Origin of the sequence: Janibacter sp. FSL W8-0316 (assembly GCF_038004165.1) — a bacterium.
GTDB classification, from domain to species: domain Bacteria; phylum Actinomycetota; class Actinomycetes; order Actinomycetales; family Dermatophilaceae; genus Janibacter; species Janibacter indicus.
The window spans coordinates 1,040,507-1,061,044 of the sequence record NZ_JBBOQX010000001.1 but is presented as its reverse complement, the minus strand read 5'-3'; the positions used below and the strand labels follow the sequence as shown (position 1 = coordinate 1,061,044).

23 protein-coding genes are annotated in these 20,538 nt (G+C 72.1%); 10 read left to right on the top strand and 13 right to left on the bottom strand.

Annotated features, from left to right (window positions below; all coding sequences use genetic code 11):
* Positions 1-32 precede the first annotated feature (32 nt).
* From NYE39_RS05180 to NYE39_RS05150, 7 genes are all read right to left on the bottom strand, one after another.
* On the bottom strand, positions 33-896 hold the full coding sequence (locus NYE39_RS05180) for a DNA-formamidopyrimidine glycosylase family protein (protein WP_341012015.1): 864 nt from the start codon (positions 894-896) through the stop codon (positions 33-35).
* 2 nt (positions 897-898) lie between these two features.
* Positions 899-5,503 (bottom strand): ATP-dependent helicase, encoded by a 4,605-nt coding sequence (locus NYE39_RS05175; protein WP_341012014.1) that lies wholly within the window; start codon positions 5,501-5,503, stop codon positions 899-901.
* Between the two features lie 375 nt (positions 5,504-5,878).
* Positions 5,879-6,211, bottom strand: a complete 333-nt coding sequence (locus NYE39_RS05170) for a hypothetical protein (protein ID WP_341012013.1) — start codon at positions 6,209-6,211, stop codon at positions 5,879-5,881.
* A gap of 86 nt (positions 6,212-6,297) precedes the next feature.
* A complete protein-coding gene (locus NYE39_RS05165) occupies positions 6,298-6,777 on the bottom strand; it encodes a DUF2306 domain-containing protein (protein WP_341012012.1) in 480 nt (159 codons plus the stop codon).
* Complete coding sequence (locus tag NYE39_RS05160) at positions 6,774-7,190, bottom strand: MarR family winged helix-turn-helix transcriptional regulator (protein ID WP_341012011.1); 417 nt, start codon at positions 7,188-7,190, stop codon at positions 6,774-6,776. The genes NYE39_RS05165 and NYE39_RS05160 overlap by 4 nt, the downstream gene beginning before the upstream one ends.
* A 43-nt stretch (positions 7,191-7,233) precedes the next feature.
* The gene (locus tag NYE39_RS05155; RefSeq protein WP_341012010.1) at positions 7,234-7,770 is read right to left on the bottom strand and encodes a carboxymuconolactone decarboxylase family protein; all 537 of its coding nucleotides are present in this window, start codon (positions 7,768-7,770) and stop codon (positions 7,234-7,236) included.
* Positions 7,767-8,645 carry an SDR family NAD(P)-dependent oxidoreductase gene (locus tag NYE39_RS05150; protein WP_341012009.1) on the bottom strand — a complete coding sequence of 293 codons (879 nt, stop codon included), beginning with the start codon at positions 8,643-8,645 and terminating at the stop codon, positions 7,767-7,769. Before NYE39_RS05150 ends, NYE39_RS05155 begins: the two co-directional genes overlap by 4 nt.
* Positions 8,646-8,738: 93 nt before the next feature.
* On the opposite strand from NYE39_RS05150, the gene NYE39_RS05145 reads away from it, so the two are divergent.
* On the top strand, positions 8,739-9,647 hold the full coding sequence (locus NYE39_RS05145) for a hypothetical protein (protein WP_341012008.1): 909 nt from the start codon (positions 8,739-8,741) through the stop codon (positions 9,645-9,647).
* Between the two features lie 8 nt (positions 9,648-9,655).
* On the opposite strand, the gene NYE39_RS05140 is transcribed toward NYE39_RS05145, so the two are convergent.
* Together NYE39_RS05140 and NYE39_RS05135 are read right to left on the bottom strand one after the other, a co-directional pair.
* A complete protein-coding gene (locus tag NYE39_RS05140) occupies positions 9,656-10,261 on the bottom strand; it encodes a lysoplasmalogenase family protein (RefSeq protein WP_341012007.1) in 606 nt (201 codons plus the stop codon).
* A 75-nt stretch (positions 10,262-10,336) separates the two neighbouring features.
* Positions 10,337-11,386, bottom strand: coding sequence for an agmatine deiminase family protein (locus NYE39_RS05135; protein WP_341012006.1), 1,050 nt, complete (start codon positions 11,384-11,386; stop codon positions 10,337-10,339).
* Between the two features lie 66 nt (positions 11,387-11,452).
* On the opposite strand from NYE39_RS05135, the gene NYE39_RS05130 reads away from it, so the two are divergent.
* From NYE39_RS05130 to NYE39_RS05105, 6 genes are all read left to right on the top strand, one after another.
* Positions 11,453-11,707 carry a DUF3046 domain-containing protein gene (locus tag NYE39_RS05130; protein ID WP_341012005.1) on the top strand — a complete coding sequence of 85 codons (255 nt, stop codon included), beginning with the start codon at positions 11,453-11,455 and terminating at the stop codon, positions 11,705-11,707.
* Positions 11,704-12,630 (top strand): ABC transporter ATP-binding protein, encoded by a 927-nt coding sequence (locus NYE39_RS05125; RefSeq protein WP_341012004.1) that lies wholly within the window; start codon positions 11,704-11,706, stop codon positions 12,628-12,630. The genes NYE39_RS05130 and NYE39_RS05125 overlap by 4 nt, the downstream gene beginning before the upstream one ends.
* Positions 12,630-13,463, top strand: a complete 834-nt coding sequence (locus NYE39_RS05120; protein ID WP_341012003.1) for an ABC transporter permease — start codon at positions 12,630-12,632, stop codon at positions 13,461-13,463. Before NYE39_RS05125 ends, NYE39_RS05120 begins: the two co-directional genes overlap by 1 nt.
* Positions 13,460-14,248 carry an ABC transporter permease gene (locus NYE39_RS05115; RefSeq protein WP_226282579.1) on the top strand — a complete coding sequence of 263 codons (789 nt, stop codon included), beginning with the start codon at positions 13,460-13,462 and terminating at the stop codon, positions 14,246-14,248. The genes NYE39_RS05120 and NYE39_RS05115 overlap by 4 nt, the downstream gene beginning before the upstream one ends.
* A 231-nt stretch (positions 14,249-14,479) precedes the next feature.
* Positions 14,480-15,550: a recombinase RecA gene (gene recA, locus NYE39_RS05110; RefSeq protein ID WP_072624974.1), complete on the top strand. Its 1,071-nt coding sequence runs from the start codon at positions 14,480-14,482 to the stop codon at positions 15,548-15,550.
* A 14-nt stretch (positions 15,551-15,564) separates the two neighbouring features.
* Positions 15,565-16,185 (top strand): regulatory protein RecX, encoded by a 621-nt coding sequence (locus NYE39_RS05105; RefSeq protein WP_083546117.1) that lies wholly within the window; start codon positions 15,565-15,567, stop codon positions 16,183-16,185.
* On the opposite strand, the gene NYE39_RS05100 is transcribed toward NYE39_RS05105, so the two are convergent.
* The 4 genes from NYE39_RS05100 to NYE39_RS17280 are packed head-to-tail and all read right to left on the bottom strand — an operon-like array spanning position 16,142 to position 17,002.
* Positions 16,142-16,330, bottom strand: coding sequence for a hypothetical protein (locus NYE39_RS05100; protein WP_226283308.1), 189 nt, complete (start codon positions 16,328-16,330; stop codon positions 16,142-16,144). The two genes, NYE39_RS05105 and NYE39_RS05100, sit on opposite strands and share 44 nt — an antisense overlap.
* The gene (locus tag NYE39_RS05095; protein WP_205703155.1) at positions 16,327-16,494 is read right to left on the bottom strand and encodes a hypothetical protein; all 168 of its coding nucleotides are present in this window, start codon (positions 16,492-16,494) and stop codon (positions 16,327-16,329) included. Before NYE39_RS05095 ends, NYE39_RS05100 begins: the two co-directional genes overlap by 4 nt.
* Complete coding sequence (locus tag NYE39_RS17285; protein WP_404813242.1) at positions 16,491-16,853, bottom strand: LamB/YcsF family protein; 363 nt, start codon at positions 16,851-16,853, stop codon at positions 16,491-16,493. Before NYE39_RS17285 ends, NYE39_RS05095 begins: the two co-directional genes overlap by 4 nt.
* On the bottom strand, positions 16,754-17,002 hold the full coding sequence (locus NYE39_RS17280; RefSeq protein WP_404813204.1) for a LamB/YcsF family protein: 249 nt from the start codon (positions 17,000-17,002) through the stop codon (positions 16,754-16,756). Before NYE39_RS17280 ends, NYE39_RS17285 begins: the two co-directional genes overlap by 100 nt.
* Positions 17,003-17,149: 147 nt before the next feature.
* On the opposite strand from NYE39_RS17280, the gene NYE39_RS05085 reads away from it, so the two are divergent.
* The 3 genes from NYE39_RS05085 to NYE39_RS05075 are packed head-to-tail and all read left to right on the top strand — an operon-like array spanning position 17,150 to position 20,528.
* A complete protein-coding gene (locus NYE39_RS05085; protein ID WP_072624973.1) occupies positions 17,150-18,763 on the top strand; it encodes a circularly permuted type 2 ATP-grasp protein in 1,614 nt (537 codons plus the stop codon).
* On the top strand, positions 18,763-19,686 hold the full coding sequence (locus tag NYE39_RS05080) for an alpha-E domain-containing protein (protein ID WP_072624972.1): 924 nt from the start codon (positions 18,763-18,765) through the stop codon (positions 19,684-19,686). Before NYE39_RS05085 ends, NYE39_RS05080 begins: the two co-directional genes overlap by 1 nt.
* Positions 19,683-20,528 (top strand): transglutaminase family protein, encoded by an 846-nt coding sequence (locus tag NYE39_RS05075; RefSeq protein ID WP_072624971.1) that lies wholly within the window; start codon positions 19,683-19,685, stop codon positions 20,526-20,528. The genes NYE39_RS05080 and NYE39_RS05075 overlap by 4 nt, the downstream gene beginning before the upstream one ends.
* Positions 20,529-20,538 lie beyond the last annotated feature (10 nt).

Below are 20,538 nucleotides of genomic sequence, written 5' to 3'. Positions count from 1 at the left end.
ATCTCGTCCGCGACCTGACGTACCCTGCCGCCTCAGCGCCGGGTTCGGCGTCCGGACCCCAGCGGCCCCTGCACTCGCCCGTCGTCGGTCGGAGCGAGCCCACCCTGACAGCTCGGGCAGGAGAAGAAGACCCGATCCGGGCCGGTACGGCCGAGCGGCGCCACCCGAACCGTCGTGCCGCAGCGTCGGCAGGGGAGGCCGGAGCGTCCGTGGACCCACGACCGGCGGTCCGCGCGCAGCACCCCGGTCGAGGACTGCACAGCGTGCTCCTTGCCCCGGTCCATCAGCTCGTGCACCCGGGCCACGAGCCGGCCGATCGTCTCTGCGGGCAGACCGGCGGCGTCTCGCCACGGGTGCAGGCGCTGGGCGAAGAGTGCCTCGCTGGCCCAGAAGGTCCCGACCCCCGCGAGCACCCGCTGGTCGAGGAGCGCCGCCGCGATCGAGGTGCCGGCCGGCTGGCCGGCGAGGCGACGGGCGACGAGATCGGGGTCCCAGTCGTCACCGAGCACGTCGGGACCCAGATGCCCGACGAGCCGGTGCTCCTCGGAGCGCGGCACGACATCGAGCTCCCCGAGACGCAGCCCAAGGGTCGTCCAGCGGTCGTTGCCGATCGCCGCGCGCAGGTCGGACCGGCGAAGGGAGCGCCGCGCGGCCTCGGAGCCGGCAGCCTCGACCCGCCAGGAGCCCTCCATGCGCAGGTGCGTGTGCAGGGTCCACCCGGTGGCGAACCGGTGGAGCAGGTGCTTGCCGCGGGGCACGACCTCGTCGACGACCGCCCCCACCAACGGCGCCTCGTCGGCCTCGCCCCACCGCAGGTCGACGAGCGCTGCGGGCATGCCGGCGAGGGCCGCGTGCAGTCGCTGAGCCGTCCGCCAGACGGTGTCGCCCTCGGGCACGGTCAGCCTCGCCCGCCCGGGCGCAGTCGCAGCCCTCGGGGGGTCATCGTGAACCCCGCGCCCGTGAGGGCGCGGGCCAGTGGCTCCTGCGAGCCGAGCACGGCCGCCCCGTCGGCGCGCTGCACGGTGAGCCGACCCAGGGCCCCGCGCTGCACGGCGTCGGCCAGGCCACGCGCCGCGGCTTCGAGGGTCTCGTCGTCGCTCGGCCACGACAGCAGGGTGCGGCCGCCGCGCTCGACGTAGAGCACCAGCCGCCCGTCGACGGCGACGACGAGCGCTCCCGCCTTGCGTCCGGGCTGGTGCCCGCCCGCGTCGCGCTCGGGCCAGCGCAGGGCCGCACCCCAGGGGTTGGCGGGGTCGGTGGCGGCGAGCACGACGGCCCCGTCGGGCGCCGCGGCCGAGCGGACCTCGTCGACCGCGCCGGGCACCGCGAACTGCGAGGCGCCCAGGCCCTCGATGAAGTAGCCGCGTCGCACCTGACCGGCCTCCTCGGCGGCGCCGAGCACGCGGTGGATCGCGGCGAACCCGCCCTCGACCTCTTCGGCGACGACGGCCCCGCGGGTCACGACGCCGTGGCGGTCGAGCAGCCCCTCGGCGGCCGCGTGGATGCGCAGCGTCGGGTCGCTCTCGGCCATGGGCAGCGCCGACCAGCGCCCGGCGGCACGAGGCGGGCCGCTGCGCTGCGGGACCGTGGGTCGGCCCAGCCGAGGCCGACCGCCGTAGCGGCCACGGGGCGCGGGACGACGCTGCGGCTTGTGGGCGGTGCGGCCACCGGCGAGCAGTCCACGTACGGGCGCGAGGGTGTCGCCGGTGACCAGCCCCCGGTGCGCGAGCGACCACAGCACGTCGGCGAGCTCCTCGTCGTCGACCCGCTCCTCACCCTCGGTCCGCTCGCGGGCGAGTGCATCGGCGAGGTCGCGGAAGAAGTAGGCGCCACCTCCGGCCAGGGCCTCGTGCACGCGGGACTCGATCGCGCCGAGGTCGGCGGTGTCGGGGATCGGGAGGGTCGTCGCCGCACCGTCGGCGAGGTGCAGGCTGATCCATGCGTCGTCACCGGGCAGGCTGCCGTGCCCGGCCCAGAGCACCTCGCCCGTCGCCATGAGGTCGTCGAGCACGGGGGCGATGGCGTCGTCGACCCGGGCGGGCAGGACGAGCGACTCGAGGGCGCTGGCCGGCACGGCCACGCCGCTCAGCTGCTCGACGGCCCGCAGCACGCCGTCGCGTCCGCGCATGCGGCGCCCCACGCCCTGCCACCCGGGCAGGAAGCGGGCGTACTGCCTCGGCTCGACCGGCTCGACCTCGTGACGCAGCGCCGCGAGGGAGCGCCGGCGCAGCACCCGCAGGACCTCGGCGTCGCAGAACTCACCACCGCGGCCGCCGCACTCGACCGGCAGGAGGTCGCCCTCGACGAGCCGGCCGGTCTGCACGAGGCGCCGCAGGGCGTCGGTCGCCACGGCTCGGCCAATGCCGTAGTGGGCGGCGAGGTCGGCCGAGGCGAAGGGGACGTGCGTGCGGGCGTAGCGGGTGACGAGGTCTCCGAGCGGGTCTGCGGCCGGCTGCAGCAGCGACTCGGCGAGGCCGGGGGGCAGGCTGACGCCGAGCGCGTCGCGCAGGCGCGCGGCGTCTTCGGTGCTGGCCCAGCGGTCCTCGCCGGCGACGCGCACCGCGATGACCTGGCGGCTGTCCTCGAGCTCCGCGAGCGCGGCGCGGACCGCCTCGGTGCCGAGGCGGCTGCGGGCGCCGAGGGCGTGGAGCGACAGCGGCCCCAGGACGCGCAGCAGGTCCAGCAGGTCCTCGCCGTCACGGGCGGCTCGCTCGGGAGTGAGGCACTGCAGCTCGGCGGCGGTGCGCTCGACGGCCGCCGGGTCGAGCAGGTCGGCCAGCGAGAGCTGCTCACCGCGGCCGAGCAGGTCCGCGAGCAGGGTGGGGTCGAGGGTCAGCGCCGCGGCGCGGCGCTCGGCGAGCGGGGAGTCTCCCTCGTAGAGGAACTGCGCCACGTAGCCGAACATCAACGACGCGGCGAAGGGGGAGGGGCGCGGGCTCTCGACGTCGACCAGCGTGATCCGGCGCCCGGCGATGTGCGTCATGAGCTCGGTCAGGGCCGGGACGTCGAAGACGTCCTGGAGGCACTCGCGCACGGCCTCGAGGACGATCGGGAAGTCGGCGTGGCCGCTGGCGACCTCGAGGAGGGCGGCGGCACGCTGGCGCTGCTGCCACAGGGGTTGCCGGCGGTCCGGTCGCCGGCGCGGCAGGAGCAGGGCCCGCGCGGCACACTCACGGAAGCGGGCCGCGAAGAGGGCCGAGCCACCGATCTCGTCGGTGACCGCGCGCTCGACGTCGCTCGGGTCGAGGGTGACGAGGTCGAGCACCTCGGCGAAGCCCTGCGTGTCGAGCTCGAGATCGGGCAGACGCAGGACGATCCCATCGTCGCCGTGCATCGCCTGCACGTCCACGCCGAAGCGCTCTCGCATGCGCCCGGCGATCGCCAGAGCCCACGGGGCGTGCACCTGGGCACCGAAGGGGGAGTGGAGCGCCAGTCGCCAGTCGCCGATCTCGTCCCGGAAGCGCTCGACGACGATCGTGCGGTCGTCGGGCAGGTGACCGGTGGCGGCGCGTTGCTCCTCGAGGTAGGCGAGCAGGTTGTCCCGGGCCCACTCGTCCAGGCCGGCCTCCGCAAGGCGGGCTCTGGCCCCCTGGGCGTCGAGACCGCCGACCTCGCGCACGAAGGCACCGACCGCGCTCCCGAGCTCCGCGGGCCGGCCCAGCTGGTCGCCGTGCCAGAAGGGCAGCCTGCCGGGCTGCCCGGGCGCGGGCGTCACGAGGACCTGGTCGTGGGTGATGTCCTCGATGCGCCAGCTGCTCGTGCCGAGGGTGAAGACGTCGCCGACCCGCGACTCGTAGACCATCTCCTCGTCGAGCTCGCCGACCCGACGGCCGGGACCGTCGCCAGACGCGAGGAAGACGCCGTAGAGACCTCGGTCGGGGATCGTGCCGCCGCTCGTCACCGCGAGACGCTGGGCGCCGCGTCGGCCGGCGACGGTGCCGGCGACCCGGTCCCAGGTGATGCGCGGGCGCAGCTCAGCGAAGTCCTCCGAGGGATAGCGCCCGGCGAGCATGTCGAGGGTCGCGTGCAGCAGGGTCGAGGGCAGCGAGGCGAAGGGGGCGGCTCGCCGCACGAGTTCCTCCAGGTCGGTGACCTGCCAGTCGTCGAGCGCGCACATCGCGACGACCTGCTGGGCGAGGACGTCGAGCGGGTTGGCCGGGACGTGGAGGGCTTCGATCTGCCCGGCCCGCATCCGCTCGACGACGACGGCCGACTGGACGAGGTCGCCGCGGAACTTCGGCAGGACGACGCCGTGGCTGACCGCGCCGACCTGGTGGCCGGCACGACCGACGCGCTGCAGGCCCGAAGCGACCGACGGCGGCGACTCGATCTGGACGACGAGGTCGATGGCCCCCATGTCGATGCCGAGCTCGAGGCTGCTTGTCGCGACGACGCAGGGGAGACGGCCGGCCTTGAGGTCTTCCTCGATGAGGGCCCGCTGCTCCTTGCTCACCGAGCCGTGGTGGGCCCGGGCGAGCACGGGTGGTGCGCCGGCGGAGGCACCCGACTGGGCCATGACCTCGGCGGGCACGCGAGCCGGAGCGGTCGGCTCCGGTGCGTCGGGGAGCGCGACCCGCTCGGCGTGGATCTCGTTGAGCCGGCCCGTGAGCCGCTCTCCGAGGCGGCGGCTGTTGACGAAGACGAGGGTCGAGCGGTGCTGCTCGACGAGGTCGACGACCCGCTCCTCGACGTGCGGCCAGATCGACGCCCGTCGCTCCTCGCCCGCCGCGGCGCCGGAGAGGTCGCCCGTCGGCTCGCCGAGCTCGGTGAGGTCGGCGACGGGGACGACGACGTCGAGCTGCCACTGCTTCGTCGACTCGGGCTGGACGATCTCGACGGGTCGACCGCTGGCGAGGAAGCGCGCGACCTCGTCGACCGGGCGCACGGTGGCCGACAGGCCGATCCGCTGGGCAGGCCGTTCGAGCAGGGCGTCGAGGCGCTCGAGCGAGAGCGCCAGGTGGGCACCGCGCTTGGTGCCGGCGAGGGCGTGGATCTCGTCGATGATGATCGTCTCGACCCCGCGCAGGGCATCGCGCACGCCCGAGGTGAGCATGAGGAAGAGCGACTCGGGGGTCGTGATGAGGACGTCGGACGGCGTCTTGGCGAAGGCTCGGCGCTCGGCGGCCGGGGTGTCTCCCGAGCGGACGGAGACCGAGACCTGCGGTGCGGGCAGCCCCAGCCGGTCGGCGGCGTGGCCGATGCCGACGAGGGGGGCGCGCAGGTTGCGCTCGACGTCGACGGCCAGTGCTTTGAGCGGGGAGATGTAGAGGACCCGGCAGCGCGCCTGCGGGTCCTGCGGCGGCGGGCTGGACGCGAGGCGGTCGAGGGCCCACAGGAAGGCCGAGAGGGTCTTGCCTGAGCCGGTCGGCGCGACGACCAGTGCGTGGCTGCCGGCGCTGATCGCGCTCCAGGCACCGACCTGCGCCCGCGTGGGCTCGGCGAAGCTGTCGCGGAACCACGTCGCGGTGGCAGGGGAGAAGCGGTCGAGGACGTCGTCGGTCATGGTAGGGACAGCCTGCCATCGACCGGTGACAGCGGGTCGACATCCGTGGGCGAACGGGCGCGGCCACTGCAGCGCGGACGCAACGTGACCCGCCCTAGCGTGGCTCGCCACGGTCACGCCGTCCTCGACACCCTGCGCAGAGAAGTCCCGGAGCTGGTCCTCATCGACCCCGGTACAGCCCGCGACCGCCCATTGGAGATCATCCAGCAGCTGATGGCAGCATCGGCGGGCACCCACGTCGTGCTCGTCGCCCAGTCCCTGCCCGACGACATCGTCGTCGAGGCGGTGCGCTTGGGGGTCCAGGGGATCCTCATGAAGGGCTGCGACGGACCCCCAGAAGGGACGGATCGCGCGGTCCTAGCCGGCCGCTCCGGGTCAGCGCTGCAGGAGGTCGAGCATCTGGTCGATCTTGGTCTCGAGCGAGCCCACCTTGGTCTCGAGGGAGCCCACCTTGGTCTCGAGGGAGCCCACCTTGGTCTCGAGGGAGCCCACCTTGGTCTCGAGGGAGCCCACCTTGGTCTCGAGGGAGCCGACCTTCGTTTCGAGCGAGCCCATCCTGTCGGCGAGAGCGCCGACGTCCTCGGTCAGCTCGTCGAATCGGTTGGAGTGGCGACGCTGGGTGTTCTGGATGTCAGCGATCATCGTGTAGACGGCAGAGATGTCGTTGTCGTGCTGCCGTACCTTGCGCTCGAGGTCTGTCGCCGTCATGTCCTCACGATAGGCGCTGGCGCGAGGACACGCCCACGCCGCTCGCGGATCTGTGGACAACCGTCCTGACCGTCGTGGTCACGCCCTCAGCCCGCTGCCGGGGCGTCGTGGTGGGCGGTGAGGAGGGCCCCGGCCCGGATGAGGAGCACTGTCGTCAGGGCGAGCACGAGGACGGCGACGAGGGCTTCGAGGGGGCGGGTGACGACGAAGGTCGGGATGATTCGGTCGGGCACCGCCACGGCACCGACGAAGGCGCCGCACATGCCCAGCCAGCTGCCGCGCATGTTGCCCTTGTGCGCGGCGATGTTGCCCCGGCGGGCCTGGACGATGCCGAGCGTCACCGTGACGAGGGTGACCGTCGAGAGGATGTGCAAGAGGGAGAGCTGTCCCTCACGGAGGTCGCGGATCCAGTAGGAGGAGACCGCGACCCAGAGCATGAGGCCCGCCCAGACCCGCCCGAGGATCACGTGCTGGGGGTCCCCCTTCGTTGGGCGGAAGAGCTGGTACCCGCCGAGGGGCAGGGCGACCAGCGCGGCGACCAGATGGCTGAGGAGCAGGGGCGTCACGACGACTCCTCGAGGGTTGCGGTGAGTCGTCGGACCTGGGCGGCGAGGTGGTCCGGGTCCTGCCCGATGGAGCGTACGACGTCGTCGAAGTCGTTCCCGAGCGAGGCGCTGGCGCGGTCGAGGAGGTCACGGCCCGAGGGCGTGAGCCTGAGCATGCGGCGGTTGCCGGTCCCGGGGGTGCGGACGGCGTTGAGCCAGCCGGCGTCGGCGAGCGCGGCCGCGGTGCGGCTGGCGGTCGGCTCGCTCTGGCCGAGCGCAGCGGCGAGCTCCCGCTGGGTGAGGTCGTCGTGGTCGCCGACGACGACCAGGGCGAGGTAGCGCGCATACGTCAGGCCGAAGGGGGCCAGCCGCACCTCTGCGGACCGGTCCAGGGACCGGACGAGCACGTGGAGGTCGTACGCGAGGCTGCTCATGTACCCATGGTTGCACGAGTAAGTTACATATGCAATATAGTGGTCAGGCCTTCTTGTCCGGCTCCAGCCGCAGCGTCATGAGGGTCGTGGCAAGCATGTCGTAGTGGCCGACGAGCAGGAGCAGCTCGATGGACTCCCGCTCGCTCGCCACCGATCGCAGTCGCTGCCACTGCTCGTCGTCGAGGTCCTTGGTCGCGACGAGCGCCTGCGCGCTCTCGCGCAGCACCCGCTCGCGGGGGCTGAGGGACGCGACCACCTCGTCGGCGAGGATCCCCTCGATCTCGGCCGAGGTCAGGCCCGCACGCTGCCCGAGCAGGCGGTGGTGCTCCCGCTCGTACTCGCAGCCGCGTGCGGTGGCGACGGTGAGGATCACCAGCTCGGACTCCCTTCGCTCGAGAGAACCGAAGGGCATCAGGCGACCGGCGAAGTGCAGCCAGCCGGTGAACAGCCCCTTGGTCCGCCCGAGCGTGGTGAAGATGGCCGGCGGTTCGGTGCCGGTGACCCGGCCGGCGGCCCGGGCGAAGCCCCACCGCACCGGTCCCAGCTCGCGCAGGTTGCCCGGCGCGATCCGGGCGGTCACAGGGCCTTCCTCGACGTCGTGGGCTGGGCGGTCGTGTAGTCGACCTGCTCGGTGCGGGCGATGGCGAGCGACTCCTCGAGCTCGGGCATCGGCTTGAGCTCGATGACCCGCTGGGCCACGTGACGAAGGGGGACGACCGGCGGCACCCAGCCCGGGGCGGCGATGCGCCGCGACCGCTTGGCGATGCCCCGCTCGAGGGCGCGCAGACCCGCCTCGACGGGCGCGACGCCGCTGACGGTGCCGCCGCCGGTGAGCTTCTTGCCCGCGACAGTGTCGAAGCCGCGGCTGGTCATGTCGGTCGCGAGCTCGGAGTAGTAGGCGACGCCCACCTTGGCGCCGGTCGGCTTGATCTCCTGACGGAAGGTGTTGCCGATGGCCTCGACGGCCGCCTTGCTCGCGCTGTAGGCCCCGAGGAGCGGCAGGTGCACCGCTGCGGCGAGAGAGGCGGTGGCCAGGGCGTAGCCGCCCGGGTGGGTGATGTGCGGCCCGGCGGCACGCAGCGTGTAGAAGACGCCCAGGGTGTTGACCCGCAGGTGGGCCTCCATCACGTCGGGCTGGCCGCCGATGATCGGCAGCTGCTTGGCGATGCCGGCATTGGCGACGACGACGTCGAGACCGCCGAGCTCGGTCACCAGCTCCTCGACGGCACGGTCGAGGGCATCGGGGTCGGAGACGTCGCACTCGCGCCACGGCGCGTGGTTGCGCTGCGCCACCTCGGCGAGCAGCTCGGGCTCGAGGCCGGCCAGCGCCACGCGGGCGCCGTGGGCGGTGAGCAGGTCGGCGAGGCCGGCACCGATGCCGCGCGCCGCACCCGTGATGAGGACGCGACGGCCACGCAGGGCCGGGGTGTACTTCGGGCGGGGGGAGAGGCTCATTACCCGACGGTAACAATGTTCGTGCGAACCCGCGACCGTTGCCTTCCCCCGCATTCGTGCCACTGGTGAGGCCGGATGCGTCATGATCGGCCCGTGCCCACAGCCGCCATGAACGTGCCAGACATCCTCCTGCCCAAGCTGGGCGAGCCACTCCCGAGACCAGACCTGCGCACCGTCCGGGATGCGTGGTCGCGCACGGATGCTGGGCCCGAGGAAGTGCAGATGATGACGGGGGAGTACCTCGCGTCGGACTGGGCGTGCTATCGCGTGGGCCCGTGGGTGGTTCTGGCCACGGCGGGAGTCGAGGACGACGAGCTCTGCGTGTCCCTCGGCGCGGTGCGGTGGGAGCACTGGGAACGAGGCGTCGAGGTCTTCACGGCCGGCGGCGCCTGGCAGCGAGCCTGGGCGGGCATCCCGCCGGTGGTCGATCATCCGTTGTGGGGAGTGGACGTCGAGGTGCGTCACTCGGGCGGACCGTGGTCGCGCTCCTCGGAGCGGTGGGCGGACGTCCGAGCACGGGAGGACGTGGAGCGGGCCGTCCTGGCGTGGACCTGGGAGTTCATCGATGACCTCGACGACGAGACGCGTTGGCGCGGAGGAGAGCACGTGGCCAGCGACGACGTGGACACTCACGACCTTCGCGAGGGAGCGGACGACAGCGAGCTCCAGCTGCTGATCGTACCTTCGGTGTCGGGTGGAGTGTCCTACGACGATGCAGAGCAGCGTCTCGACGACGAGATGGTGGAGGTCCGACCTCGCGGCAACTTCGCCCAGGTGGTCCGCGACGCGCCGACTGAGTGGGACATGGAGGAGTCGGCCGCCGGTGACGCCCTGCTGCTCTCCGTCAGCTCCTCGGATCTCGCGACCGAGGACATCGATCGTCTGGAGGCGCTTCTGGGGCGTGCGGCTGGAGACTTCGTCACCTTCGAGCTGATGACCATGGACGAGTTCGGTGTCGACGATCTCCGTCGGTGGTGGGACGAGGTCACCGGCATGGGCTGAACCGGCCCTCAGCCCTCGTCGCGCAGTCCGTGGACGAGCAGGCCCAGCGCCGCCGTGTAGGTCGAGAGGATCACGGCAGACGAGATCGCCTGTGCCCGAGGGGTCTTCGCGTACTGCTGGCCGACGATGATCGCCGCGTCCGAGACGAGGAAGAGCGCGCCGCCCAGCGCGACGGCCCGACCGTTGCGCGGACGCTCGCCGTCGCCCATGGCCAACGCCGACATCGATCCGAGGAGCAGGCCGTAGCCGGTCAGCACCGGGTCCGGGGCACCGCCATCGGTGTCGAGCACCGCGAGGCCGGCGAGGGTCGCCCCGGTGACGGCCACCGGCTGCCGGTGGGGGCGGGCGCCGTCGCGCAGCAGCAGCGCGACGAGCCCGGCCTGCTGCACCCCGAAGGCGCTCGCCCCGATCTGCATGAGCCGACGGGACTCGTCACCCTCGGTCCGGCTCGAGCGGTACATGAACCAGTCGCCGATCGTCGACCCGACGAGGGCAGCGAGCAGCGTGCCGGTGCGGGCCGCCCCGCGCTGCGAGCGCGTGGCCAGGACGCCCGCGGCGAGCGTCGGGGCGAGCGCCACCTTGGTCGAGACGTGCGCGGTCGCGACCGAGCACATCGGCAGCAGTCGTCGCCAGCGCGAGGGGGGCGTAGGCGAGCAGGTCCGCACGGCCGCGGACGAAGGAGGAGAAGCTCACGAGGACTCCGGCTGTTGTTGGGTGATGCAGTGGATGCCGCCACCCCGGTCGAAGAGCGGCCGGGCGTCGACGCCGACGACCTCGCGGCCCGGGTAGACCGAGCGGAGCACCTCGAGGGCGCGCTCGTCGTGGGGGTCGTCGAAGACGCAGGCCACGACGCCGCCGTTGCACACGAGGTGGTTGACGTAGGACCAGTCAACCGGACCCTCGTCGTCGGTGAGGGTCTGCGGTGCCGGGATGCGCGTCACCTCGAGCGGGCGACCTGCCGAGTCGCGGGCCGCGAGCAGCACCGCCTCGATCTCACGGCTCACCGCGTGGTCGGGGTGCGACTCGTCACCCTGCCAGTGCAGCAGCACGTGACCGGGCGCGGTGAAGGTCGCGACGATGTCGACGTGCCCGCGGGTGCCGAACTCGTCGTAGTCTCGTGTCAGCCCGCGCGGCAGCCAGACGAAGGTGTCGACCCCCAGCTGTCGGCCGATCTCGGCCTCGATGTCCGCCTTCGTCGCCGAGGGGTTGCGACCGGGGTCGAGCTGGACGGTCTCGGTGAGCAGGACCGTGCCCTCGCCGTCGACGTGGATCCCGCCGCCCTCGTTGACAATCGACGACGGCAGGTGGTGGGCCCCCGCCGCGTCGGCCACCCGCGAGGCGATGCGCGCGTCGAGGTCCCAGGTGGCCCACTCCTGCGCCCCCCAGCCGTTGAAGATCCAGTCGACGCCGCCGAGCTCACCGGTGGGGGAGAGCACGAAGGTCGGCCCGATGTCACGCATCCACGCGTCGTCGAGGTCGGCGATGACGATGTCGATGGGGTGGGCGGTGTCGTTGCGCAGGTACTCGCGGCAGCGGTGGATGTCGCTCGGCGCGACGACCATCGTCACCGGCTCGAAGCGGGCGACCGCCCGGGCCACCGCGGCCCACGTGCTGCGCGCGGAGTCGATCTCCGCGGGGGTGTCGCCGAGCGTATAGCCGTTGCTCGGCCAGGCCATCCACGTGCGCTCGTGCGGGGTCCACTCGGCGGGCATCCGCCAGGGGGTCGTCGGGCCATCCATCCGGCGCCCTCCTGTCCTCTCGTCGTGGCTGCAGTATGCCTGCCGGTGGGCACATACACTCGCCGGGTGCGGCTGAGTCACTTCTGGACCCTCATGGAGGACGAGTTCGGGGCGGCCTATGCCCACACGCTGGCGCGCGGCCACGTGGTCCAGGCGCTCGGTGACCGCACGGTCGCCACCGCCCTGGACGAAGGGGAGTCCCCGCGCCGGGTGTGGGAGGCCCTGTGCGAGGACCTCGACATCCCGCCGCACCGCCGGCTCGGGATCGACCGGGAGCCGATGCCCGTCCCGCCCGAGATCGCCAACGAGGTGCCGGAGTGAACGACGTCCTGCTGAGCGCCTCGGGTCTGACCAAGACCTTCGGCGACTTCACCGCGGTCGACGGCATCGACGTGCAGGTGACCCGGGGGGAGTCCTTCGGCTTCCTCGGCCCCAACGGCGCCGGCAAGTCCTCGACGATGAAGATGGTCGCCGCGACCTCACCGCCGACCGGGGGCGACCTGCGGATCTTCGGCCTCGACCCGGTGACCGACGGCGCCGCCGTGCGCGCGCGCCTGGGCAACTGCCCCCAGCAGGACAACCTCGACGAGGAGATCACCGTCGAGGAAAATCTGCACGTCTACGGCCGGTACTTCGGCCTGCCGCGCACGGTCATCCGCGAGCGCACCGACGAGCTGCTCGACTTCGCCCAGCTCACCGAGCGCCGCAAGGACAAGGTCGAGCCCCTGTCCGGTGGCATGAAGCGCCGCCTGACGATCGCCCGCTCCCTGATCAACAACCCCGAGATCCTCCTGCTCGACGAGCCGACGACCGGCCTGGACCCGCAGGCCCGGCACGTGCTGTGGGACCGGCTCTTCCGGCTCAAGCGCCAGGGCGTCACGCTGATCATCACGACGCACTACATGGACGAGGCCGAGCAGCTGTGCGACCGGCTCGTCGTCATGGACCACGGTCGGATCGTCGCCGAGGGCTCACCCCGCTCGCTCATCCAGACCCACTCCACGAGAGAGGTGCTCGAGCTGCGCCTGCCGGTCGACGACCACCTCCACGCGGCCGACCTCGTCGAGGGCATCGACGAGCGCGTCGAGGCCCTGCCCGACCGCCTGCTCGTCTACACCGACCACGGCGACGGCACCCTCGAGGCGGTGCACGCGCGCGGCCTGCAGCCCGTCTCCTCGATCGTGCGCCGGTCGAGCCTCGAGGACGTCTTCCTGCACCTCACCGGACGGACGCTCGTCGACTGATGGCGACCGTCCAGCTGCAGAGTCCCACCGCGCGCCACGTCCACGGCGAGCGGTCCCCCCTTCGTCCGACGGAGCGGGTGGGGGCCGTGGCCGCCTACTTCGGACTCGTCTACCGGCGCACGTGGATGGGGTCGGTCTTCAGCCGCTTCGTCATGCCGCTGCTCTTCCTGCTGGCCATGGGGATCGGGCTCGGCTCGCTCGTCGACGACGCGTCCGGCGGGGTCGACAGCGTGCCCTACCTGCTCTTCGTGGCCCCGGCGATGATCGCGGTCCAGGCGATGATGACGGCCGTGAGCGAGTCGACCTACCCGGTCTACGGGCTCTTCACGTGGAACCGCATGTACCACTCGATGCTCGCCACCCCGCTCACGGTGAGCGACCTCCTCCTCGGCCACCTCGCCGTCATCGCCGCGCAGGGCGGGTTCGCCGCGGCCGCCTTCGTGCTCGTGGCCGCGCTCTTCGGCAGCTTCACGTCGTGGTGGGTGCTGCTCGCGGTGCCGATCGGTGTGCTCGTGACGCTCGCCTTCGCGGTGCCGCTCTTCGGCTTCACGGCCCGGGCGAAGGGGGACTCCTCCTTCAACGTCGTCTACCGGCTCGTCATCACGCCCCTCATGCTCTTCTCCGGCGCCTTCTTCCCCGTCGAGCGCCTGCCGATCGTCCTCGAGGTGCTCGCCTGGGTGACCCCGCTGTGGCACGGCGTGGAGCTGTGCCGGGCTGCCGCCCACGGGAGCTTCGCCCCCTTCGACCTCGTGCACCTGGCGGTGCTCGTGCTCTTCGTCGGAGCCGGCTGGCTCTATGCCCGCACCGGCATGACGCGCAGGCTGGTCTCGTGACCACCGGTGTCCTCACGCCCGGCCTGGCGATGTGGCGCTCGGTCGTCGAGCGCAATGTCGTCGGCTTCCGGCGCCAGTGGGCCGCCTTCGTCACCGGCTTCGCCGAGCCGGTCTTCTACCTGCTCTCCCTGGGCATCGGGGTCGGGTCGCTCGTGCCCGTCGTCGTGACCGACGGCGGGCAGGAGGTCGGATACGCGGCCTTCGTCGCGCCGGCCATGCTCGCCGCGTCGGCGATGAACGGCGCGATCATGGACTCGACCTTCAACGTCTTCTTCAAGCTGCGCTACGCCCGCATCTACGACGCGATGCTCGCGACCCCGCTGGGCCCGCGCGACATCGCCGTCGGCGAGGTCGTCTGGTCGCTCATCCGGGGCGGGGTCTACGCGCTCGTCTTCTACCTCGTGGCGCTCGCGGTCGGCGTCGTCGAGTCGTGGTGGTCGCTCCTCGCGGTGCCGGCAGCGGTCTTCATCGGGCTGGCCTTCTCGGCCGTGGGCATGTTCGCGACGACCTTCATGCGCTCGTGGGTGGACTTCGACTGGGTCATGCTCGTCATCCAGCCACTCTTCCTGCTGTCGGCGACCTTCTTCCCCCTCGGGACCTACCCGGGGTGGGCGCAGCCGATCGTCCAGGCGACGCCGCTCTACCACGGGGTGGCGCTGGAGCGGGGGCTCATGCTCGGCGAGGTCGGGTGGGGCCTGCTGTGGCACGTCGGCTACCTCGTCGCGCTCGGCGCGGTCGGTGTCTGGGCGACCTCGCGACGGATCGAGACCCTCCTGCGTTCGTAGTCCGAAGGGGGAGTGCGGCGTGTCGGCGCGTCGCTCCCGACCTCGAACACGTGTTCGGCTACGGTTGTCCACAGGTGCCCGACCGACAGCACCGGTGTCCACAGCCCCACGGCAGCTGCGGACCGTTGTCGGTGGCGGCCCCTAGCGTCTGACCAGAGCGCACGACACGTCCGACCGTGTGGACCTGGTCGCCGGTGGACGCGCCCGACACGACGACAAGGAAGGTGTGGCATGGCTGAGGTCACCGCCATCGACAGCAAGCTCCACGAGCAAAAGCTCAAGTCCCTCGACAACGTCATGGGCCAGATCGAGAAGCAGCACGGCAAGGGCGCGGTGATGCGCCTGGGCGACGACGTGCGTCCGCCCATCGCGGTCATCCCGACAGGTGCGATCGCGCTCGACGTGGCCCTCGGCATCGGCGGCCTGCCCCGCGGCCGGGTCGTCGAGGTCTACGGCCCGGAGTCCTCCGGCAAGACGACCGTGGCCCTGCACGCCGTGGCCAACGCCCAGCGCGCCGGCGGCATCGCGGCCTTCATCGACGCCGAGCACGCGCTCGACCCCGAGTACGCCAAGAAGCTGGGTGTCGACACCGACGCCCTCCTCGTCAGCCAGCCCGACACCGGTGAGCAGGCGCTCGAGATCGCCGACATGCTCATCCGCTCGGGTGCGCTCGACATCATCGTCATCGACTCCGTCGCGGCGCTCGTGCCGCGCGCCGAGATCGAGGGCGAGATGGGCGACAGCCACGTGGGTCTGCAGGCCCGACTCATGAGCCAGGCCCTGCGCAAGATCACCGGTGCGCTCAACAGCTCCGGCACGACGGCGATCTTCATCAACCAGCTCCGCGAAAAGATCGGCGTCATGTTCGGCTCGCCCGAGACGACCACCGGTGGCAAGGCGCTGAAGTTCTACGCCTCGGTCCGGCTCGACGTGCGGCGCATCGAGACGCTCAAGGACGGCACCGACCCGGTCGGCAACCGCACCCGCGTCAAGGTCGTCAAGAACAAGGTCTCCCCGCCCTTCAAGCAGGCCGAGTTCGACATCCTCTACGGGCAGGGCATCTCTCGCGAGGGCGGCCTCATCGACATGGGTGTCGAGCACGGCTTCATCCGCAAGGCCGGTGCCTGGTACACCTACGAGGGCGACCAGCTGGGCCAGGGCAAGGAAAATGCCCGCAAGTTCCTCAAGGACAACCCCCAGCTCGGCGAGGAGATCGAGACCAAGATCAAGACCAAGCTCGGCATCGGGGTCCAGCCCGAGGCCGAGGAGGAGACGCCGGCCGAGGTCCCGGTCGACTTCTGATCAGGTCCCCTTCCATGAGCGAGCACGACCGGCCGGCCGCCGCGCGCACCCACGAGCGACTCGAGGGCTTGCGTGCGGCGGTCTCCGCCATCGAGGAGCGGGCAGGCGACCCGCCGACTCCGCCGCCGGAGCCGGCGACGCGAGACGCCGACTCCGACCCCCACGCGGTCGCCCGAGCGGTCGTCCTGCGTCAGCTGACCGGTGCGCCCAAGAGCCGCAAGCAGCTGCAGGAGGCGCTGACCCGCAAGGGCTGCCCGCCCGAGGTGGCCCGCGAGGTGCTCGACCGCTTCGAGGAGGTCGGGCTCGTCGACGACGAGGCCTACGCGCAGGCCTTCATCCGCTCCAAGCAGGCCGGCCGCGGTCTGGCTCGTCGGGCGATCTCGCACGAGCTGCGGGCCAAGGGCGTCGACGACGAGCTCGCGCAGTCACTCCTCGACGAGGTCGACCCGGAGGACGAGCGGGCGCGCGCCCACGAGCTCGTCGCCAAGAAGCTGCGCTCGATGCACGGCCTGGACCGGGCCGTCCAGACCCGCAGGCTGGCGGGCATGCTCGCCCGCAAGGGCTACGGGCACGACGTCGCCAGAGTGGTCATCACCGAGGCGCTCGACGCCGAGCCGGAGCACCAGCGCGACTGAGCCGCACGCGAGCACCCGGCACTAGCTGGGCCGCACGGTCGCACGATCCGCGGACCACCTCCTCGCTCGGCAGCTCGTCGGTGACGGCTCGCTCGAGGGTGGGTCCCTGCAGCCGCGCCCCGACCCGGTCGACGTCTGCCGTCACCGACCACTCCGCGCTCGTGAGCGTGCGCCGGCGAGATAGGTGAAGCCGGCGAAGGCGACCTCGACGACGGAGATCTCGTGGGCCCGGCTCGTCGCGCCCCCGGTGGGCCGGCCAAGCGTGCCGGCGGCTGAGCGCAGGGGAGCGGCTACCGCCGTCGTCGTCACGCGTGGGTCGAGGGTGCCGAGGACGGTGCGCCCCGCACGGCGCGGGCGTCCTCGGCACGACGCAGCCAAGCCGATCCCGCAGCCCGAGCGCGACGAGGTCGTCGCCGAGCAGCCGCACGGCCTCGACGAGAGCGGCAGCCTGCCCCTCGTGGTGGACGACCGCGTTTGAGCGCACCGTGCGGCTTGACGTAGGCGACGCGGACCCCGACCGCCTCGGCGAAGGCGCGCAGGGCGCCCACCTGATAGACGACCTCCGCCGTCAGCCCCGCCGGGTCGACGTCGATGAAGCGACGGCCGAAAGCCGCGAGATCGCGGTAGGAGACCTGCGCTGCGACGACGACGCCGCGCTCGGCGCGCAGGGCGACGACGCGCTACATCGTGCGGCATCCCCAGCGTGGAAGCCGCACGCGACGTTGGCGCTCGTCACGACGTCGAGCAGGCCCTCGTCGTCTGTCAGGGCCCACCGGCCGAAGACTTCGCCGAGGTCCGCGTTGAGGTCGATGGTCACCACAGCGACATCGTCGCAGAGGCCTGCCGAAAGAGGCCTCCGGGGGGAAACATCGCGGCAACGTCGGGGCCCTATGGTGTGGGGGTGACCCAGGTACAACGACAGTCCCAGGGCCGGGGGAACCCCGCGACCGCCGAGGGGCCGAGCATGTTCGACGACTACCCGACCGGGGACGCGTGGGACGAGATGTTCGACCATGGATCGGGAGAGCCCCGCGCTCCGTACAAGCCGATCCACCACACGCTGCGCGCGATGGACCCGGAGAGCCTCGAGGAGCGCGCCGACGCGCTCGCCCGGATGTTCCTCGACCAGGGCGTGACCTTCGACCACGCCGGGGAGGAGCGCCCCTTCCCGCTCGACGCCGTGCCGCGCGTCATCGACGCGGAGAGCTGGCAGACCGTCGAGCGGGGAGTCGCCCAGCGGGTGCTCGCCCTCGAGTCCTTCCTCGACGACATCTACTCACGCGAAGGGGCTATGCCACGGGCCGTCGAGGACGGCATCATCCCGTGGCGGCTCATCGCGACCTCGAGCCACTTCCACCGCGCCGTGGCCGGTCTGCGCCCCGCCAACGGCGTCCGGGCCCATGTCTCGGGCATCGACCTCATCCGCGACGAGCAGGGCGACTTCCGCGTCCTCGAGGACAACGTCCGGGTGCCGTCCGGCGTCTCCTACGTCATCGCAAATCGGCGTGCCATGGCCAACGTCTTCCCCGAGGCCTTCGCGACGATGCGGATCCGCCCGGTCCACCACTACCCGCGCATCCTGCTCGAGGCGCTCCGTGCGGCTGCTCCCGAGGGCCGCACCGACCCGACCGTCGTGGTGCTCACCCCCGGCGTCTACAACAGCGCGTACTTCGAGCACACGCTCCTCGCGCGGATGATGGGTGTCGAGCTCGTCGAGGGTCGTGACCTTGTCGTCCGCGGCGGCGAGGTCCGGATGCGCACGACGCGCGGCGAGGAGCGGGTCGACGTCATCTACCGGCGGGTGGACGACGACTTCCTCGACCCGGTGCACTTCCGTCGCGACTCGATGCTCGGGGTGACCGGTCTCATCTCCGCCGTCCGGGCGGGTCGGGTCACCCTGGCCAACGCGATCGGCAACGGCGTCGCCGACGACAAGCTCGTCTACTCCTACGTGCCTGACCTCATCCGCTACTACCTCGACGAGGAGCCGATCCTCCACGGTGTCGACACCTACCGCTGCAACGAGCCCGAGGCCCTCCAGGAGGTCCTCTCCCGCCTCGACGAGATGGTCGTCAAGCCGGTCGACGGCTCAGGCGGCAAGGGACTGATCATCGGCCCGAAGGCGAGCGGCGAGGAGCTCGACGAGCTGCGCGCCAACCTCGAGCGGGACCCGCGGGGCTGGATCGCCCAGCCCGTCGTCCAGCTCTCCACCGTGCCGACGCTCATCGACGGGCAGCTGCGCCCTCGGCACGTCGACCTGCGCCCCTTCGCCGTCAACGACGGGGACCAGGTGACGGTGCTGCCCGGCGGGCTGACCCGCGTCGCGCTGCCCGAGGGGCAACTCGTCGTCAACTCCAGCCAGGGCGGTGGCTCGAAGGACACGTGGGTGCTCGCCGGCCGCTACGCCAAGGTCCCGACGAGTGGCGATGAGGTCATCCTCCTCGGCACGAACCGTCCGATGCCGAGCGACGACAGCGCGCCGCCCACCGAGCTGCTCGACTCCGAGACCGAGCCGGGGGACACCTCGCCACCGCAGGCGGGCCCGGACCATGACTCGACGGCAGGGGAGGAGGCCTGATGCTCAGCCGGATCGCGGACTCGCTCTTCTGGATCGGCCGGTACATCGAGCGCGCCGACGGCACCGCGCGCATGGTCGACGTGCTGCGGCTCTCGCTCATCGAGGACCCGGGGCAGGACGTGAACTACACCTCGTGGATGCTTCTCGGCGGGATCATGGGGCTCGACGACGTCAGCCCCGATGTCACCTACGCCGACGTGGCCAGCCGGCTCGTCTTCGACGCGGACAACCCGAGCGCCATCTCCGGCTCGTGGCTGGCCGCGCGGGAGAATGCCCGCCGGGCCCGGGAGACCCTCTCTACCGAGCTGTGGGAGGTCATCAACACCTCCTGGCACCGGTGGAACGGCCTCGGGGCGCAGACCGCGACCCAGCAGCACCTCGGCTGGGTCACCGAGCGCGCCGCCCTCGTCGCCGGCATCGCCGACTCGACGATGAGCCACGACGAGGCGTGGGACTTCCTCAGCCTCGGGCGGTCGCTCGAGCGTGCCGACATGACGGCTCGGATCGTGGCGACCGGCGCGATCGACGGCGGCCCGAACTGGGGCGTCGTCCTCGCGAGCTGCGGTGCCCAGCAGGCGATGCTGCGCACCATGCGGGGTGTCATCACCGACCGCACCGCTGCGGCCTTCCTCTCGCTGGACCGTCGCTTCCCGCGCTCGGTCCTCGCGTCCCTGCGTGAGGCCGAGGACCGGCTGACGACCCTCTCGCCGGACACCGACCGCGTGGGCTTCTCCGACGAGGCCCGCCGCATCCTCGGCCAGACCCGCACCCAGCTCGAGTACGCCGACCCGGACGACGTCCTGGACGACCTGCCCGCGATGATGGGTCTGGTCCAGGAGTCGGTCACCCAGGCATCGGACGCGATCGGGGCCCGCTACTTCATGTCGGGCCCGGTCCAGGAGTGGACGGGGGAGATCCTGTGAGTACCCGACGGCACCGCATCGTGCACCGGACGGTCATGCGCTACGACGGCGACGTCGTCGCCTCGCACAACGAGCTGCGGATGACGCCGCTGAGCGAGCCCGGGCAGACCACGCTCGAGGCGCGGATCCGGGTACGCCCGCACTCGTGGAGCAACGTCTACACCGACCACTGGGGCACCCAGGTCATGGCGGTCGAGTCCCAGGGCGCGCACGACACCCTCGAGATCGAGGCGATGTCGACCGTCGAGCGCGCGGAGACAGTCGCGGAGGCGAGCGGCACCGGCTGGGATGCGCTGGCCAATGAGCAGACCCGTGACCTGCTGAGCGAGCTCATCACCGCGACCCCGCGCACGACGACCACCGAGGAGCTGACGAAGATCGCGCAGGCGGCTCGCGACGAGCCGACCCCACGGGCTGCTGCCCAGGCGATCTCGACGCAGGTCCACGAGCGGATGAGCTACGCCAAGGGCGTCACGGAGGTCTCCGACACCGCCGAGGACGCCTGGTCCAAGGGGCAGGGCGTGTGCCAGGACTTCGCGCACATCACCCTCGCGGCGCTGCGCTGCATCGGCATCCCCTCCCGGTACGTCTCCGGCTACGTCGCGAGCGAGCCCGACCTCGAGCGCGGGCGGTCCTGCCCCGGCGAGTCGCACGCCTGGATCGAGATCTGGGACGGCGCGTGGATGCCCTACGACCCGACGAACCTCGCGCCCGTGGGGCTCGACCACGTCGTCGTCGGCCGCGGCCGCGACTACGACGACGTCGCGCCCTTCCGGGGGATGTACGCCGGACCCGAGCTCTCCGAGCTCGACGTCGAGATCACCTTCACCCGGGTCAGCTGAGGGGTCGGCG

Excerpts from the sequence above, each read along its gene's own strand:
- NYE39_RS05175 (WP_341012014.1), bottom strand. The coding sequence starts at position 5,503 with ATGACCGACGACGTCCTCGACCGCTTCTCCCCTGCCACCGCGACGTGG.
- NYE39_RS05170 (WP_341012013.1), bottom strand. The coding sequence starts at position 6,211 with ATGACGGCGACAGACCTCGAGCGCAAGGTACGGCAGCACGACAACGAC.
- NYE39_RS05160 (WP_341012011.1), bottom strand. The coding sequence starts at position 7,190 with ATGAGCAGCCTCGCGTACGACCTCCACGTGCTCGTCCGGTCCCTGGAC.
- NYE39_RS05150 (WP_341012009.1), bottom strand. The coding sequence starts at position 8,645 with ATGAGCCTCTCCCCCCGCCCGAAGTACACCCCGGCCCTGCGTGGCCGT.
- NYE39_RS05140 (WP_341012007.1), bottom strand. The coding sequence starts at position 10,261 with ATGTGCTCGGTCGCGACCGCGCACGTCTCGACCAAGGTGGCGCTCGCC.
- NYE39_RS05135 (WP_341012006.1), bottom strand. The coding sequence starts at position 11,386 with ATGGATGGCCCGACGACCCCCTGGCGGATGCCCGCCGAGTGGACCCCG.
- NYE39_RS05120 (WP_341012003.1), top strand. The coding sequence starts at position 12,630 with ATGGCGACCGTCCAGCTGCAGAGTCCCACCGCGCGCCACGTCCACGGC.
- recA (WP_072624974.1), top strand. The coding sequence starts at position 14,480 with ATGGCTGAGGTCACCGCCATCGACAGCAAGCTCCACGAGCAAAAGCTC.
- NYE39_RS05105 (WP_083546117.1), top strand. The coding sequence starts at position 15,565 with ATGAGCGAGCACGACCGGCCGGCCGCCGCGCGCACCCACGAGCGACTC.
- NYE39_RS05085 (WP_072624973.1), top strand. The coding sequence starts at position 17,150 with ATGTTCGACGACTACCCGACCGGGGACGCGTGGGACGAGATGTTCGAC.
- NYE39_RS05080 (WP_072624972.1), top strand. The coding sequence starts at position 18,763 with ATGCTCAGCCGGATCGCGGACTCGCTCTTCTGGATCGGCCGGTACATC.